Here is a 17,276-nt window from a genome sequence, read left to right as displayed (position 1 = left end):
CCTGCCGTGACGGTGTTTTTTTGTGCTGATGCGCTTCCGGCCCCGCTTAGCGGAACCACAAATTCCCACCTGCGCCTGAATTTGCGCCGTTGGAGGAATTTGAATTGTAGCCGTCGTAATAGCCGCGTTCAAAGCTGGAGCGATAGCGCGGATCATAGCGCCCTACCTGCGCCGACGGATCGGCCACCCGCCCACCGGTGCGGTCACGCAGACCATAGTCGTAACCTTGGTTGTAGGTAGGATCACGCGGTGCCTGCTGCTGCGGCACATTTTGCACCGGTGGCTGGGCCATGCCCTGATTCGGATAGCCCCCGACTTCTCGGCGGCTGTTCATCGTCAGTCCGTAGCTTTGATTGTAAGCATCGCGGTAAGCCATCTCGGTATTGCGGTCATAACGTGATGGATAGCGCTGGTAGTTCTGGCTCTGGCCCTGCTGGGCGTCCATCTGCCCGTCCTGCTGACCACGCTCAAACGCCATGCTGTTCATCTGCGAACCCTGATCCCGCATGTCCTGACGGTACGGATTCGCATAGGGATCAGCACCGTTCGGACCTTGATAAGGATCCACGCATTGCGTGAGAAGCAGCGGCAGAGCCAGTGTGAGGAGATGGGCTGATTTCATAAGCTGAATCGTATGGGAAGATCACGGACTGGCAAGAATGCAGTCGGCCGAAACTACTTCTTCCCCTTTGCTGCAGCCGCAGTGAACCAGTCGCCACCACCACCGCCGCCAAAGGGATTGCCCATGCCGCCGCCGGAGCTGCGCTGGCCACCACCGCCGCTGGAAAAGCTGCGCTGACCGCCGGCAGGCCCACCCGCCGGGCGTGGCCCTGCCGCGCCTTGTTTCTTCTCAAAGTCAGGCTTCGATTTCATGCTCAGAGCGATGCGCTTGCGCGGGATGTCCACTTCCGTGACCGTCACCTGCACGCGCTGCGCGACCTTCACGACTTCCGCTGCATCACGCACAAAGTTGTCACTGAGCTGGCTCACATGCACGAGGCCGTCCTGATGCACGCCAATGTCCACGAAGGCGCCAAAGGCGGTCACGTTCGTCACGATGCCCGGCAGCTTCATGCCCACGGTGAGATCCTTCATGTCGTTCACGCCGTCGGCGAAGCTGAAGACTTCGAACTGCTTGCGCGGATCGCGGCCTGGCTTGGCGAGCTCGTTCATGATGTCCTGCAATGTCGGCAGACCCACGTCCTGGCTCACATACTTCTTGAGATCGATCTTCTGGCGCAGGTCCGCACGCTGCATGAGTTCCGGCACCGTGCAGCCAATGTCAGCCGCCATTTTTTCGACGAGAGGGTAGCGCTCTGGATGCACCGCGCTGGCATCCAGCGGATGCACCGCATCGCGGATGCGCAGGAAGCCCGCCGCCTGTTCAAAGGCCTTGTCGCCCAGTCTTGGCACCTTCATGAGATCTTTGCGGCTCTTGAATGGGCCGTTCTCGTTGCGGAAGGCCACGATGTTGGCCGCATGCGCGCTGTTCAAACCGGAAACATAGCTGAGCAGTTGCTTGCTGGCAGTGTTCAGCTCCACACCGACGCCGTTCACCGCGCTGATGACCACATGATCGAGGCTGGTCTTGAGCTGGTTCTGATCCACATCGTGCTGATACTGGCCCACGCCGATGGATTTTGGATCCAGCTTCACCAGTTCCGCCAGCGGGTCCATGAGACGGCGGGCGATGGAAACGGAACCACGCACCGTGACGTCATGATTGGGGAACTCCTCACGCGCGACTTCGCTGGCGCTGTAGATGGAGGCGCCGCTCTCGTTCACCATGATCACCGGGATTGATGCCGGCACGCCGATCTTCTTCACGAACATTTCCGTCTCACGGCTGGCGGTGCCATTGCCGATGGCAATGGCCTGGATCTTGTAACGATCCACCAGATTGAGCACCAGGTTCTTCGCATGCAGCAATCCGCTGCCCTCGCCGAGCAGGTAGATCACATCGTTGTAGAGAAGCTGGCCCTGAGCATCGAGCACGACGACTTTGCAGCCCGTGCGGAAGCCTGGGTCGATGCCGAGAACACGCTTCTGTCCCAGCGGCGCCGCCAGCAGCAGTTCGCGCAGATTGTCTGCAAACACGCGCACGGCCTCTGTATCTGCTTTCTTCTTTGATTCGAGACGAGCTTCGGTCTCCATGCTGGAGCTCAGCAGGCGCTTGTAGCTGTCGGCGCATGCCAGCTTCATCTGGTCAGAGCAGGCATTGCCGCCTTTGACGAACAGGTTTTCGATCATCTTGATCGCGGTGTCTTCTGCAGGCTGAATGCGCATGAGCAGGTAGCCTTCTTTTTCCCCACGACGAATGGCGAGCATGCGGTGAGACGGGATGGCTTTCAGCGGCTCACTCCAGTCGAAGTAGTCGCGGAACTTCTGCGCCTCTTCGTCCTTTTCTTTTCCGAACATGACCTTGGAAACGACCGTGGACTGCTCCGCGAAAAATTTACGCAAGGTGGCACGTGCGTCCGCATGATCGCTGATGCGCTCCGCGATGATGTCGCGTGCACCACTCAGAGCGTCGTTGGCATCCTTGACGCGCAGCTCTTCGTTTTCGTGGTCCGGGTTCACATACTTCACCACCTCGCCATTCAGATCCACGCCATGGGTCATGAGATTGGCCTCAATAAAGTCCGCCAGCGGCTCCAGACCTTTTTCTTTGGCGATCGTGGCGCGTGTGCGGCGCTTCGGACGGAACGGCGCAAAGATGTCCTCCAGTGCATTCATCGTTTCTGCCTTCTCGATCTTCGCGCGCAGCACGTCGGTCATCAGCTTGCGCTCTTCGAGCGATTTCACAATCGCGGTGCGGCGGTCGTCCAGCGCCACGAGCTGAGTCATGCGCTCCTGGATGTTCTGGATCTGCACTTCATCCAGAGACCCGGTGGCCTCCTTTCGGTAACGGGCGATGAAGGGCACGGTGGCGCCATCGGCAAAGAGTTTGGCCGTCGCGCCGACCTGGATGGCCCGCAGGCCCAGCTCCTTGGCGACACGTTCGACGTGGGTGACATTGATGTTGAGTTCGTTAGCAGCAGACATGGTTGGAAAGGGAAAAGTGAAGGATAAAAATCCGGTTGGGATCAGTGGAGTTAGCGAGACGATCACGGGCAGCAACCATTCAAGATCACATGTGAAAAACTTTTGTCGGAGCCATGGCTTGACATCGTGTTGCGAAATTTCCAACACGGCTTCGTATTGAAGCTGCATGAAGAAATTTTTTGTGGCTTTTCTGCTTTCACAACTTGCAACTGCCGCTGAGGACTGGCCGCGCTGGCGTGGAGCGAATGCGGATGGAGGGTGGAATCCGAAGGACATCCCGGCGGACTTTGCCAGGAAAGAGCCCGAGAGACTTTGGAAAAAAGAGATCAGCGCCGGGTTCGGCGGCGTCACCGCAAGCAACGGACGGGTGTATGTGATGGACCGGATCAAGACCCCCAAAGAGATCGAACGCATTCTGTGTTTCGACGCCGAGAGTGGCAGAGATGTTTGGCAGCACACTTGGGAGATCAGCTACGGCAGCATGGAATATGGCACCGGGCCGCGTTCATCGGTTAATATTACTGATGGCAAGGCCTACGCCTTGGGTGCGACGGGCGTGGCATTGTGTCTTGATGCTGTGAAGGGCCAGGTGATGTGGCAGGTGGACATGGTCAAAACCTTCGGGGCGGAGATTCCGAAGTGGGGTTTTGCTGCATCGCCCGTGATCGATGGGGATCGAGTACTGCTGCATGTCGGAGCGAAGGCTGGCTCGGTCATTGCCTTGGACAAAACATCCGGCAACGAAGTCTGGCGGGGCGGCCCAGATCCAGCGGGTTATTGCACACCGGAGATCATCTCGCATGCGGGCACACGTCAGCTCATCGCGTGGGGACCGGAGCATGTGCAGAGCCTTGATCCAGACAGCGGTCGGGTGAACTGGCTTTTTCCATACAAGATCACGTATGGCGTCAGCATCGCGCAACCGCTTTATCGTGATGGCATTCTTCTCGTCTCGGACTACTGGCATGGCGCGAAGGCACTTCAACTCGAAAAGACTCCCGAGCTGCTGTGGGAAAATCAAACCGAGATCTGCGGCCTCATGTCGGCTCCATTGTATAAAGACGGCGTCGTTTACATGCTCGACAAGACTCGCGGCCTTCAGGCCTTCGAGCTCAAGACCGGCAAAATTCTCTGGAGCGATGACAACTCGCTCACACCGAAGGAGAGCAATCCGCAGATGAGCCTCGTGTGGATGCAGGAATCGACCAACCTCGCCGCCTTGCTCAATGCCAACGGTGAACTCATCTATGTCACACTTAAGCCCGACAAGCGCGAGGAACTGGCCCGCTGGCAGATCATCGGCAAAACCTGGGCGCATCCGGCATTCGCGGGAAACAGGGTATTTGCGCGCAGCGATAAAGAATTGTCAGCCTGGCGGCTTTGGTAGTGAGTATGAAACTCTGGCTGCCCCTGCTTCTCTGTGTTTTCTCCATCGCCGCCGCTCCTGTGACAGAACAGCCTGCATGGAAAGCAGGTGCGGCATCAGCCAAGATCACTCCGGATAAACCGATGTGGATGGCGGGTTATGCAGCGCGCACCAAACCTTCTGAAGGTGTGGAGCTGGATTTGTTCGCGAAAGCATTCGTGCTCACAGATCAGACAGGTGGACGGTTTGCGCTGATCACAATGGATTTGATCGGCGTGCCGAGGAATCTGCGCCTCGCTGTGGCAGAGCGGGTGAAAAAAGAACACGGCATCGAACCGGCAAACCTCGCCATCAACGCCTCTCACACGCACAGCGGGCCGGAACTGCGCACGAGCAAGATTCATGGCGCGGATGATCTGGCGCTGCGTGAGAAAGAAGCGGCTGAATACACGACACAATTGGAGAACACCTTGGTCAAACTCGTCGGTGAAGCGCTGCAAAAATCGGTTCCGGCGCATCTGGATTACAGCACGGCACGCTGTGGAGTCTCCATGAACCGCCGCACGCCGGACGGCAAAGGCGGCTGGAACAATTTCCCGAATCCAAACGGCCCGGTGGATCAAACGGTGCCCGTGCTCAAAGCCAGCAGTGCTGATGGCAAGGACATCGCGATCATCTTTGGCTACTCCTGCCACTGCACCACGCTTGGTCATCAAAAATTCAGCGGCGACTACGCGGGCTACGCACAGCAGGAACTTGAAAAGGCGCACCCCGATGCGGTGGCGATGTTTGCGAACGGTTGCAGCGGCGATCAGAACCCCTATCCGCGCAAGACCATGGAACTCGCGCAAACGCATGGCAAATCGCTCGCCACATCCGTGCAGGCCGCGCTGGACACCCACATGCAGCGACTCAAGGGCCCCATCCGCGCCGCGTATCGTGAGATCCCGCTGGCCTATGACAAGCTGCCCACCAAGGAACAGCTTCTCGAAGAGCAGAAATCCACGAACACATGGCAGGTCACGCATGCCACCCGCGTGCTCCAGCGCATCGCCGACGAAGGCCCGCTGTCCCCGACCTATCCCTATCCCGTACAGGTGCTTCGCATTGGCAACGAACTTACGTGGGTCACGCTCGGCGGTGAAGTCGTCGTGGATTACTCACTCCGCCTCAAACAGGACGTCAAAGATCCCATCGTCTGGGTCAGCGGCTACACCAACGACGTCATGGCCTACATCCCCAGCCTCCGTATCTGGCAGGAAGGTGGCTACGAAGGCGGGGGAGCCATGATCTACGGATCGCATCCCACACGGTGGAGCGACAAGACTGAAGAGAATATTGTCAACACGGTGATGGAACTGCGGAAAGCAGTGGAGTGAAACACCCGGGCCAGGTTCACTTTTGCGCTCGCAACAAACGGACCTGCGCCTTCAGCAGTTCTGCTTGTGCCCGCTTGATCTCGACGTCAGAAACGCGGGCGAGTTCTTTCATCCTTTTGGCCCACTCCACCCTGCGCTCGTTAGCAACCACCAGATCCTGAAGTGCGGCAATCAGGGCATCCCGCTGCCCCTTTTCACGAGCGAGATCGACCTTTGCTTCCGCCAGTTCAACCTCGGCCAATTCCACCCCCGATCCATTCTCTGCGGAAGCCCGGCCCGACTGGTGAAGAGCCTGTTCGATTTCAACGAGCTGCTCTCGAATTTGGACAATTTCGGTGAGCTTTGTGAGGACTTTCGCATCCGGCTCGGCCGAGCCAGGAACTTTGGGTGACTCCTCCGCAAGGATTGTGGACGAGAAGAGCACGGCGATAGCGGTAGTGATCAGTTTTGTTTTCATGGGAGTGGTTGGATTCACATGCAACTGCGGCCCGACTGAGCCAGCAGCTCAACTGCTTACTAACGACATTTGGATTTGATGGTTACCGACTTTTCCGCTGAAGCAGATGAATAGGCATGGGCATGACCCAGCTTGTAGCGGCAGGTATGATGGCGCCTCGCCACAAAAAAACAGGCCGGGAACTACTCCCGGCCTGTAGATCTTGAGGAATGACTTCAGTCGTCGGACCAAGAAAGCCCGACATCAGGTCACTTGCTGTTCTCAGCGAACTGCGCGTCGAAGATGATCTTCGAAGGCGGGAAGTCGATCTTCTTCACGAAAGCGGCGGATTCGGCGGCGCCGAACTCGCGGTCCATCGCGCCGTCTTCCCACTCGACGCTCAGCGGTCCACCGTAATCGATGTCGTTGAGGGCGCGGATGATGCGCTCAAAGTTGATGTTGCCACGGCCCACGGACTTGAAGTCCCAGTAGCGGCTCGGCTTGTGGAAATCGACGTGGCCGCCGAAGACGCCGGCGGTGCCGTCACCAATGCCCCAGGCGACGTCCTTCATGTGCACGTGGAAAATGCGGTCGCTGAACTTGTAGAGGAACTTCACATAATCGACGCCCTGATAGCCAAAGTGGCTGGGGTCGTAATTGAAGCCGAAGGCGGGGTGGTAATCGACGGCCTGCAGCGCGCGCTCGGCGCTGGCGATGTCGAAGGCGATTTCGGTAGGATGCACTTCGAGGGCGTAGCGGATGCCAAGCTTCTGATACTCATCGAAGATCGGGGTGAAGCGCTTGGCGAAGTCCTTGTAACCGGCGTCGATCTGGCCGGGGAGATTCGGCGGGAAAGAGTAAACAAGGTGCCAGATGCTGCTGCCGGTGAAGCCGTTGACGACGCTGACGCCAAAACGCTTGGCAGCGTGTGCGGTCTTGATGAGCTCTTCAGCAGCGCGCTGGCGGACGCCTTCAGGATTGCCGTCGCCATAAATATGGCCGGGAAGAATCTGGGCGTGGCGGGGGTCGATGTTGTCGCACACGGCCTGACCGACGAGGTGGGTGGAGATGGCGTGGCATTGCATACCTGCGGCCTTCAGTTTGGCGCGCTTGGCATCGCAGTAGGCCTGATCGGCCTTGTCCACTTCGAAGTGGTCGCCCCAGCAGGCGAGTTCGACACCGTCATAACCGAAAGCCTTGGCCTTCTGGATCATGGTATCGCAGGAAAGATCGGCCCACTGGCCGGTGAAGAGAGTGACTGGGCGTGGCATGTCAGGTGTGTGGTTGAGTTGAGGCGGGGAAGAAGGAGAAAGATTCGTGAAAGTCGAATGTGAATGACGATTTTTTGCGAGGGGCGGCTATTTGCGCTCGACCGCCTGGGTGCGGACGAGGGTGTAGGGGAGCTCAAGGGTGAGCTGCGCCGGCTTGCCTTCTGCGTCGTTGACTTGGGCGATATTCTTGAGGCTGCCGGATATTTTGTTGCTCACATCCAGCATGTCGGAGAGGCGGCGGACGAGGGTGATGTCGAAAGCGACCTCCATGCGGCTGAGGTAATTCATGGGCCGCTCCATGGTGAAACTGCCCACGATGTGCACGGTGGCCTGCTTCCCGTCGGGGCGCTCCTCCAAGGCGGCCAGTGTGCATTCGATGTCTTTGGCGACCACCGCGCCGTAATCCTTGCCACTGGATTCATTGATGCTGACTTTCCACGTCTCGCCGGCTTTGCGCGTCTGATTGAGAAGGCACGCCTCCGGGATTTCCAACAAAAGTCTGGTGAATGCCAGATCATTGAGGAACTTCTGCTGCTCGGCCGTGGGCTTCCCTCCGACCAGGGCGCATTTCCATTTTCCATCTGCTGATTTGCGAAGACGGAGGGTTTTGCCCACCAAGGGCCCGGCCTGTTCGGCAGGCTGCGGGGCGGGGCCGTTGTAATTGACCAGTTCGCAGACCATCTCGCGCACCTGCACCTCCTCGGCGTCAGTTCCCAGCAGACGCCGGACGAGGTTGACCCGCTGAACGAAGCGGCAGGAGAAATCATTGGCGGAACTGGACTTCTGCATGCGTCCTTTGCCTTCCTGCACGCGCACTTCGCGCTTTTCCCGCAGCAGTGTGCCGGTGCGGAGCGAAGAGGGGGCTCCCAAGTCCACAGGTCCTGCCGAAGTGTCAGCGGCGTTCAGATGAACGGAGATGAGCAAAAACAGCAGGAAACACAGCGGGGAATGCATGCAGCGAGACTACCAAAGACATGCGTGCCAGCACAAGCCGCAAGTGCCGACCCCGGCAGAGCACGCTCATTTCATGCTTGGCGAATGCCCCCTCTTCATTCCATGATGCAGAGATGCACCGTGTGTTTTTCCTCTGCCTCGCCTTCACCGCCGTGATTCATGCGCAATGGACCACATCACACGTCCATGGTTCACCTGAAGCACCAAAACCCTTCATCGCTGAGCAGACTTTTGCCTCCATCCAGCTTCAGGATGCCTTGGAGATGATCGCCGTACCCGGTGCGCAGCGCTTTGTCACCGTCGAAAAGGGCGGCAAAATCTGGAGCTTTAAGGATGCACCGGACGCCAGCGCCAAAGACCTGCTCATCGATCTCAAGCCGGAGCATCCGACGCTGCAATACGCCTATGGCATCGCGTTTCATCCACAGTGGAAGGAGAACGGCTATGTCTTCCTCTGCTATGCCTATGGCGACAAAGTAGCTGATGGCACGAAGCTCTCGCGCTTCAAACTCACGCAGCAGGAGCCGCCGGTGCTCGATCCCAAATCGGAAACCGTGCTGCTCACCTGGCGCAGCGGCGGTCACAACGGAGCCTCGCTGCAGTTCGGCCCAGACGGCATGCTCTACATCTCCACCGGCGACGCTGAAGTCCCCTCCCCGCCTGACCCTCTGAACACCGGGCAGGACATCAGCGATCTGCTGTCCTCCATCCTGCGCATCGACGTGGATCATCAGGAAAATGGCAAGGCCTACGCCATTCCAGCCGACAATCCCTTCTTAAAAACACCCAAAGCCATGCCGGAAATCTGGGCCTTCGGCTTTCGCAATCCCTGGAAGATCAGCTTTGATGCCCAAGGCCGCCTATGGTGCGGCGATGTCGGCTGGGAGCTGTGGGAAATGATTCATCTGGTGCAGCGCGGCGGCAATCATGGCTGGAGTGCGTATGAAGCAAGCCAGCCGATCAAGCCCGAAACCCAGCGACCCGAGCCCATCATCCCGCCCGTGGCCGCGCACCCGCACACCGAGGCCGCGAGCATCACCGGCGGCTATGTCTATCACGGCACCCGGTTTCCGGAACTGCGTGATGCCTACATTTACGGCGACTATGAAACCGGCAAGATCTGGGCGCTATGGCATGATGGCAAACAAGTCACACGCCGTGAGGAAATCGCCGACACCCCGCACAAGATCGTGACCTTTGGCCAAAGCGAGGATGGTGAGGTGTACTGGATGAACTGGGAAAACAGCACACGAATCTACCGCCTGACGCCGAATCCTGCCGTCGGCAAACCGAGCCAGTTTCCACGCAAGCTCAGTGACACGGGCTTGTTCAAGGACACCGCTGCGCAAACACCCGCCGCAGGCGTGCTGACCTTTGAGATTGCCGAACCGATGTGGCAAGACGGTGCCACTGCCACCCGCTTTGTAGCTCTGCCCGAAGGCAAAAGCATCACGACAACTCGCAGCGGCAATCCCGCCAAGCCGAATTTCAAAGTGGAGTGGCCCGCCGAGTCCGTGCTCGCCCGCACCATCACCTGGCCCGCCACCCAGCAGCGCATCGAAACCCAGGTGCTCCATTTCGACAGTGAGACCTGGAACGGCTATTCCTACCGCTGGAATGTCCAAGGCACGGATGCTGAGCTTGTCGAGGCCGATGGTGCCGATTTCACTGTGCAAAAGCAGCCCTGGCGCATTCATGGCCGCGCCGAATGCGCCCGCTGCCACAACAACTGGAGCGGTTTCGCTCTTGGATTTCAGCCAGATCAGCTTGTCAGCATTGGCGGCAAAAAAACAGCCGAAGCATCAGCTTTGTTCAATGGCCCATTCCTTGAACGGTTGCCCACGCATCTCGTTTCCAGTGGGGATAAAACAGCAACTCTCGAAACCCGCGCCCGCTCCTGGCTGCATGCAAACTGCGCCCATTGCCATCGCCGCCACGGCGGCGGCAGCGTGCCGTTGATGGTGAACTTCGATCTGCCCACGGCTGAAACGATGATGATCTATGAAAAGCCCACACGAGGTGATCTGGGCATTAAGGACCCTGCCGTCGTCCATCCCTTGGCCCCGCAACGAAGCATTCTGTTTCATCGTATGGCCAGCACTGGAAGCGGCCACATGCCGATGATTGGCGCGCGTGATCCTGATCCGGCAGGTGTTCGACTGCTGTGGGACTGGATCAGTGATCTCCCCACCCAAAATACGCCTGAGCTGAGCTACACCGTTGAGTATGACCGCAAGAGCCGCTTGAACTTTGAAGGCGCTGTTGCTCTGCTTGAGGCAGACAAACAAGTCGGAGGTGCGGATCCCATGCGCTGGTTCCCGACTCCGTCTCATTTGATGATGGCGATCAACAACGATGTGCTGCCCCCTCAAGCTCGTGAAGCCGCCATCAAAGCTGCCATGGCCAGCGGCGATCCGAACATCACCGCCTTGTTCGAGCGCTTCCTACCGCCCGAGCAGCGGGTGAAGACGCTCGGCGTGAACTTTGACACCAAGAAGCTCCTCTCCAAAAACGGCGATGCGAAGCGCGGCGGTGGACTCGTCAGCATGAGCGGCAAGCTGGCCACCTGCCTGGCCTGCCACATCGTCAACGGCATCGGCCGCGATTTCGGCCCGGATCTGAGCAAAGCGGGGGCGCGACTGACGCGTGAACAAATCCTCGAAAGTCTGCATAAGCCCTCAAAAAACATCGCCAAGGGTTACGAGACCTGGCTCGTCACATTGAAGGATGGCAGCGTGCAAAGTGGTTTCGTCACCCATTCCGATGAAAGGACGATCACTCTCAAGCTCCCCACCGGACAGCCGCAAACGATCCAACGTGACCAAATCAAAAGTCAGCAGCCGCAGCCGGTGTCCCTGATGCCCGAAGGGCTGCTGCAAAGCATGACTGAGCAGGAAGCCGCAGACCTCATGGCGTTCTTGGCGGGCTTGAGATAGGCACATACCCCCTTTGCGACACGCCCATTCCCCCCGCTCTAACCCACAAGAAACTGCATACACCGGACGAGGATGATGCGTTCAAATATCATTGATGCATACCACCCCAGTCACCTGCCCGAGCTGTTTTCAGGAATTTGAGGTTTCTACCCCATCCTATAACGAGGTGCCATGCGATGTGGACTATGACTGTGAGGTTTGCTGCAGACCTCTGCGCATCTTTTTCTCGGAAGATGACGGTGAAGTCTTGGGCATGGCCTACGGCTTGGGAGAGAACGGGCCCTATGGGTGATTCTCATCAAAACACAGCCTAACATTATGATAGTCCCAAGTATCCCCTTTCCTATGCCTCCCTTGCGCGTTTTCGCAGAGAATGCATTTGGCTGTTTGCAAAAACGGAAGTTGTCGTTAATCTCGAAAAATCCCGCTGCCAGGAGTCTGGTGGATGGGAAGCTTGACAAACAGGTTAACACCCACACACATGAAAATCGCTATCCTTACCCTTATCGCGGCTTCCGCCGTCCTCTCCGCTTGCCAGCAGCCTGCTCCTCCTCCTCCGCCGCCACCAATGCACAGCGGCAAGTAAGCAGTCGGCCGCCTGGTGCGGCTGGTTGTGAAACTTACGTGTGATCATTTAATGATCCGTCTTGCCACTGTTCTGTCGCTGCGTCCGTGATGCTTCATGCATCCTGTTCCAGCTAAGACGGCATGTGCGAAGTGCGACGCCAAAGCGAAGGCCGACTGCAAAGACGGTCACAAGCTCTAATCTGACAGGCAACTGTCACATTGCGCCGCCGTTCCCCACCCAACCGGGGGACGGCGGCTTCTTTTTTACTCTTCCAGTGCCGAATTCCAGATGCCGGAGACCTGTTTATACTTCATTGATGGACTGCCATGCCAGACTGCCTGCTCGCCCTTGAATCCTCCTGCGATGAGACTGCTGCGGCCATCTGTACCCTGGACGGCGAGCTGATTGCCGGCAGGATCGCCTCACAGATTGAAATTCACCGCCAGTATGGCGGAGTCGTGCCGGAGGTGGCCTCACGCAATCACATCCTCCACGTGCGGCCGCTGGTTCAGCAGGTCCTGGCTGACGCCGGAAAAACGCTCGGTGACATGTCAGCTTTTGCAGCCACCAGCGGTCCGGGATTGGTGAGTTCGCTGCTCATTGGAACGTCCATGGCCAAGGCGCTGGCCATCTCTGAAAACAAGCCTTTCCTGGCCGTGAATCACATGGAGGGCCACCTGCTCTCCCCCTTTATGAATGGCAACGGCCCGGTGCGCCCCTGTGTGGCGCTCATCGTCAGCGGCGGACACACAATGCTGGTTCGGATGCGCGGCGTGGGCAGCTATGAACTGCTGGGTCGCACGCGTGACGACGCCGCAGGCGAGGCCTTTGACAAGGTGGCGAAGATGATCGGCCTTCCCTACCCCGGCGGGCCGGAAATCGACAAGCTGGCCACACGTGGCGATCCAACCGCCTTCGCCTTTCCACGGAGCTTCCTGGATGGCCGCAGCCTGGAGTTCAGTTTCAGCGGCTTGAAGACCGCCGTGCTGTATGAACTGCCACGAGTCGACCTGAAGAGCGAACAGGTGCTGGCCGACCTCAGCGCCAGTGTGCAGGCGGCGATCATCGAGGTGCTGGTCGAAAAACTGGTGCTCGCGGCCAAGCAATGCGGGGAGACTCTCGTCACCGTGAGCGGCGGGGTCAGCTGCAACCGCGGCCTGCGCGCGGCGCTCACCGCACGTTGCGCCAAAGCAGGCCTGCAACTGCTGCTCGCAAGGCCGGATCTTTGCACCGACAATGCGGGCATGATTGCATTCGCCGCTGCGCAACGTTTCAGCATCGGCCACACTTCTCCTTTGGAGGCGGATGTGGATCCCAATCTCTCCCTTGTCAGCTAATCACCCTCCCCATGTTCATGCGCCCGACCTTTCTTTTCCTCTGCGCATTCACCAGCCTCCAGGCAGGCGACTGGCCGCAGTTTCTCGGCCCGCAGCGCAACTGCACCGCCACTGACGAAACCGCGATCGTTGGCAGCACTGAACCCGAGATTGTCTGGAAGCGCATGCTGGGCAGCGGTCATGCCGGAGCCGTGGTTTGTGACAACTGCGTGATCATGACGCACCGCCAAGGCGGCGAGATCATCACCGAGGCGCTGGCGGCTGCGGATGGCAAATCCCTCTGGAAACACGCCTGCCCTACTGCCTACCGCGACAGCTTTGGCTTCGACAACGGCCCCCGCGCCGTGCCGTGCATCGCTGCAGGCAAAGTCATCACCCATGGCCCCGAAGGCATGGTCCAGGCGCTCGATTTCAAGACAGGCGAGCTGATCTGGAGTTATGACACCGTCGCGGAGCTTGAATCACCCCAGGGGTACTTTGGCCGCGCCTGCTCACCTCTCGTCACGGATGGCAAAGTGCTGCTCAATGTGGGTGGCAAGAACGCAAAGGGCGGGGCGGGCATCATCGCGCTGGATCTTGCCACGGGAAAACTCGCCTGGCAGGCCACGGAAGATGAAGCGAGTTATTCCTCCCCCCTGCTGATCCCCGGAGATCAGGGCGTAAGCGCCTTTTTCACCCGACGCGGTGTCCTTCTCACGCAAATCAGCGATGGCAAGGTGCTGGCAGATGACTACTTCCGCGCCCAGATCGATGCCTCAGTCAATGCGGCTTCTCCTGTGCCCTGCGGGGATGGCAGGCTGCTTTTCACCGCCGCGTATGACGTGGGTGCTGGCCTGTGGCAGTGGAACAAGGCTGACCGCAAACTGACCAATGTGTGGAAAAAAGCCGACACCCTGGACTGCCACTACACCACGCCAGTTTACCACGCCGGGTACGTCTATGGCCTGCATGGCCGACAAGAGAGCGGCATGACTCTGCGCTGCATCTCCGTGGCCGATGGCAAGATCGCCTGGGAAGCTCCGGATCGCCTTCAGGGCGGCACCCTGATTCTGGTGGGAGACAAAATCCTCCTGCACAGTGAAGCTGGCGAACTGTGGATCTTCACCGCCGATCCGAAGAAATTCAATCTCCTGCAACGCAGCCAGATCACCCGTGCGGGACATCGCAGCCATGATGCCTTCTCAAATGGCCAGCTTTACGCCCGGGATGCGGAGAAACTGGTCGTGCTGAAGGTGAAGTAGGCGCTGGATTGATCCGCAGGCGCGTCTAGTCTGCGCTGCATGGCTCAAATCGGCAAACGCAACTCCCTCATCGTCCTCCACAGTACGCCGCACGGCATTTATCTGGACGGGGGTGATCACGGTGAGATTTTGCTGCCGAACCGTTACATCCCCAAGGGCACCAGCCTTGGCGATGCCCTGGACGTTTTCATTTACCGTGATTCCGAGGACCGCCTCGTGGCCACCACGGAGGTGCCTTTTGCCATGGTGGGCGAATTTGCCACGCTGGAAGTGGTGAGCGTGAACCGCAACATCGGCGCCTTTTTGAACTGGGGCCTTCTCAAAGATCTGCTGCTGCCCTTTCGTGAACAGGCGGATCAGGTTTACGTGGGAGACAAGGTCGTGGCCTACATCATGCTGGATGAGAAAACGGACCGCATCATCGCCACCACACGCCTGAACCGGCACCTGAGCCGCGAGCGCCCGCCGTTCAAGCCGGCGCAGCCTGTGCCTTTGCTCATCACCGCCCGCACGCCGCTGGGCTACAATGCCATTGTGGCGGGAACACATGTCGGACTGCTGTATCACACCAATATCGGCGCACCACTGCAGGTCGGACAACGAATCAACGGCTTCGTCAGCGCGGTGCATCCCAGCGGCAAGATGGATCTCAGCCTCGATGCCTCAGGCTATCAGCGCGTTGCATCACTGACGGACCGCATTCTCGAAGCACTCAAGAACAACGGCGGCAAGCTGGACTTTGACGACGACAGCCATCCCGAGGCTATTCGCAGCCACTTCGAAGCCAGCAAAAAAGCCTTCAAGCAGGCACTCGGCTCGCTCTACAAACAGCGCCGTATCGAGTTCACCCGTCCGGGTATCGCATCCCTCGACGTTCGTGAGCCAAAAGAAGGTGACTGGAAGCCTTCAGTCAAAAAGGGCTAAGACGGCCTGCTGAGCCTTATTCGGCGCACTGTCGACCACCGGCGAATAAAAAAGGAGCGCCCGTTGCCAGGCGCTCCCTCCCAAATAACTCACTCATCCACAGCTCAAGGCAGCGGGAAGCGCTGGTTCGTCTCGCTGACTTCCTTGCGGATTTGAGCCAGAGCGGCTTCGTCGTCACGATTCGTGAGCGCACGGTCGATCCAAGCGGCGATCTGTTTCATCTCAGCTTCCTTCATGCCGCGCGTGGTGACGGCAGGAGTGCCGACACGGATACCGCCTCCGAGGGTGATCTTCTCGGTGTCGAAAGGAATGCCGTTTTTGTTCACGGTGATCGCAGCCTTGTCGAGTGTCTCGCTGGCGACCTTGCCATTAAGGCCTTTCGGGCGGAGATCGACGAGCATGAGGTGGTTGTCCGTGCCACCGCTGACGATGCGGTAACCGAGCGCGGTGAGGGCGGCAGCGAGGGCTTGGGCGTTTTTAACAACCTGCGCAGAGTAGTCTTTAAAGCCGGGTTTGAGGCATTCGCCAAAGCAGACGGCCTTGGCGGCGATGACGTGCATGAGGGGACCGCCCTGGACACCGGGGAAGACCTGACTCTGGATCTTTTTGAAGAGGTCCTCACGATTGGTGAGGATCATGCCGCCGCGCGGGCCACGGAGGCTCTTGTGCGTGGTGGTGGTGACGAAATCTGCATACTCCATCGGGGAGGGATGGGCGCCACCGGCCACGAGACCGGCGATGTGGGCCATGTCCACGAACAGATAAGCGCCCACGCTCTTGGCGATCTCGCTCATCTTTTTGAAGTCAATGATGCGCGGGTAAGCACTGGCACCGGCGGTGATCATTTTGGGCTGCTCCCGCAGGGCAACTTCGGCGAGCTCGTCGTAGTCGATGAGTTCGTTTTCCTGGTTCACTCCGTACTGACAGAAATTGTAGAAGCGGCCCGAGAAGTTGGCCGGATTACCGTGAGTGAGGTGACCACCGTGGGCAAGGTTCATACCCAACACCTTGTCGCCAGGCTGAAGGACGCTGAAATAGACCGCTGCATTGGCCTGCGAACCGGAGTGCGGCTGCACATTGGCGAATTTGGCGCCAAACAGCTCGCACGCGCGATCGATGGCAAGCTGCTCGACCTTGTCGACTTCCTCGCAACCGCCGTACCAGCGCTTGCCGGGATAGCCTTCGGCATACTTGTTCGTGAGGCAGCTGCCCTGAGCGGCCATGACCGACTTGCTGGTGAAGTTTTCACTCGCGATGAGCTCGATGTGATCCTGCTGACGGTGCTGCTCGCCACGAATGATGTCGGCAACGGCGGGATCATTCGCTTCCAAAATATCGAGCGGGTGCGGCTGTGCGTTCATCTTGTCCACCCGGCGGCCATGACGGCCACCAGCAAAGGGTGTTTTCAGCCATGCATCCACGATCTCGTTCGCGGTGGCTGGAGGGGTGTTTTTACCGGAAAGGCACAGCACGTTGGAGTTGTTGTGCTCGCGCGTGATGGCGGCGGTCTGAACATCGCTGACCAGCGAGGCCTGAATGCCCACATGACGGTTTGCAGCGATGCACATGCCGATGCCCGTGGTGCACACCAAAATGCCCGCGTCAGCCTCGCCAGACAACACCTTGTCAGCGACCACTTCGGCGTAATCAGGATAATCGACGGAATCGTGTGAATTCACTCCCAGATCCTCCACGCCATAGCCGGCGGATTGCAGGTGTGCGACGACGGCATTTTTCAATTCCACTCCGCCATGGTCGGCGGCGATGGCGAGTTTATGGGGAGGGCTGCCGTTGGGATTGCTGGTCATTTTTTTTCGCG

General features: G+C 58.8%; 12 protein-coding genes. 6 read left to right on the top strand and 6 right to left on the bottom strand.

Going from position 1 to position 17,276, the window contains the following annotated elements:
- Positions 1–46 precede the first annotated feature (46 nt).
- Together AC3RLQ_RS29805 and AC3RLQ_RS29800 are read right to left on the bottom strand one after the other, a co-directional pair.
- A complete protein-coding gene (locus tag AC3RLQ_RS29805; RefSeq protein ID WP_493032470.1) occupies positions 47–622 on the bottom strand; it encodes a hypothetical protein in 576 nt (191 codons plus the stop codon).
- A 53-nt stretch (positions 623–675) separates the two neighbouring features.
- Entirely contained in the window at positions 676–3,045 is a 2,370-nt protein-coding gene (locus tag AC3RLQ_RS29800; protein ID WP_493032468.1) for a Tex family protein, read from the bottom strand.
- A 166-nt stretch (positions 3,046–3,211) separates the two neighbouring features.
- On the opposite strand from AC3RLQ_RS29800, the gene AC3RLQ_RS29795 reads away from it, so the two are divergent.
- Both AC3RLQ_RS29795 and AC3RLQ_RS29790 read left to right on the top strand, forming a co-directional pair.
- On the top strand, positions 3,212–4,432 hold the full coding sequence (locus AC3RLQ_RS29795; RefSeq protein WP_493032466.1) for a PQQ-binding-like beta-propeller repeat protein: 1,221 nt from the start codon (positions 3,212–3,214) through the stop codon (positions 4,430–4,432).
- Positions 4,433–4,437: 5 nt separating this feature from the next.
- Complete coding sequence (locus AC3RLQ_RS29790; RefSeq protein ID WP_493032464.1) at positions 4,438–5,790, top strand: neutral/alkaline non-lysosomal ceramidase N-terminal domain-containing protein; 1,353 nt, start codon at positions 4,438–4,440, stop codon at positions 5,788–5,790.
- Between the two features lie 16 nt (positions 5,791–5,806).
- Here AC3RLQ_RS29790 and AC3RLQ_RS29785 read toward each other — a convergent pair whose 3' ends face one another.
- From AC3RLQ_RS29785 to AC3RLQ_RS29775, 3 genes are all read right to left on the bottom strand, one after another.
- Positions 5,807–6,247 carry a hypothetical protein gene (locus AC3RLQ_RS29785; RefSeq protein WP_493032462.1) on the bottom strand — a complete coding sequence of 147 codons (441 nt, stop codon included), beginning with the start codon at positions 6,245–6,247 and terminating at the stop codon, positions 5,807–5,809.
- Positions 6,248–6,495: 248 nt separating this feature from the next.
- Positions 6,496–7,497 carry a sugar phosphate isomerase/epimerase family protein gene (locus AC3RLQ_RS29780; RefSeq protein ID WP_422316413.1) on the bottom strand — a complete coding sequence of 334 codons (1,002 nt, stop codon included), beginning with the start codon at positions 7,495–7,497 and terminating at the stop codon, positions 6,496–6,498.
- 87 nt (positions 7,498–7,584) lie between these two features.
- Entirely contained in the window at positions 7,585–8,451 is an 867-nt protein-coding gene (locus AC3RLQ_RS29775; protein ID WP_493032459.1) for a hypothetical protein, read from the bottom strand.
- 113 nt (positions 8,452–8,564) lie between these two features.
- Between AC3RLQ_RS29775 and AC3RLQ_RS29770 the strand changes: the two genes are divergently transcribed.
- From AC3RLQ_RS29770 to AC3RLQ_RS29755, 4 genes are all read left to right on the top strand, one after another.
- Positions 8,565–11,387 carry a PQQ-dependent sugar dehydrogenase gene (locus AC3RLQ_RS29770; RefSeq protein ID WP_493032457.1) on the top strand — a complete coding sequence of 941 codons (2,823 nt, stop codon included), beginning with the start codon at positions 8,565–8,567 and terminating at the stop codon, positions 11,385–11,387.
- A gap of 894 nt (positions 11,388–12,281) precedes the next feature.
- Positions 12,282–13,292, top strand: a complete 1,011-nt coding sequence (gene tsaD / locus AC3RLQ_RS29765) for a tRNA (adenosine(37)-N6)-threonylcarbamoyltransferase complex transferase subunit TsaD (protein WP_493032455.1) — start codon at positions 12,282–12,284, stop codon at positions 13,290–13,292.
- Between the two features lie 17 nt (positions 13,293–13,309).
- The gene (locus AC3RLQ_RS29760) at positions 13,310–14,533 is read left to right on the top strand and encodes an outer membrane protein assembly factor BamB family protein (protein ID WP_493032453.1); all 1,224 of its coding nucleotides are present in this window, start codon (positions 13,310–13,312) and stop codon (positions 14,531–14,533) included.
- A gap of 39 nt (positions 14,534–14,572) precedes the next feature.
- Entirely contained in the window at positions 14,573–15,457 is an 885-nt protein-coding gene (locus AC3RLQ_RS29755) for a CvfB family protein (protein ID WP_493032451.1), read from the top strand.
- Positions 15,458–15,561: 104 nt separating this feature from the next.
- On the opposite strand, the gene rpiB is transcribed toward AC3RLQ_RS29755, so the two are convergent.
- On the bottom strand, positions 15,562–17,265 hold the full coding sequence (rpiB, locus tag AC3RLQ_RS29750) for a ribose 5-phosphate isomerase B (RefSeq protein ID WP_493032449.1): 1,704 nt from the start codon (positions 17,263–17,265) through the stop codon (positions 15,562–15,564).
- Between the last annotated feature and the right edge of the window lie 11 nt (positions 17,266–17,276).

This window comes from Prosthecobacter sp. GW821-HT29F12, from assembly GCF_058803405.1.
Note: the sequence above shows the minus strand (reverse complement) of the source record. Positions and strands in the feature narration are given on the sequence as shown.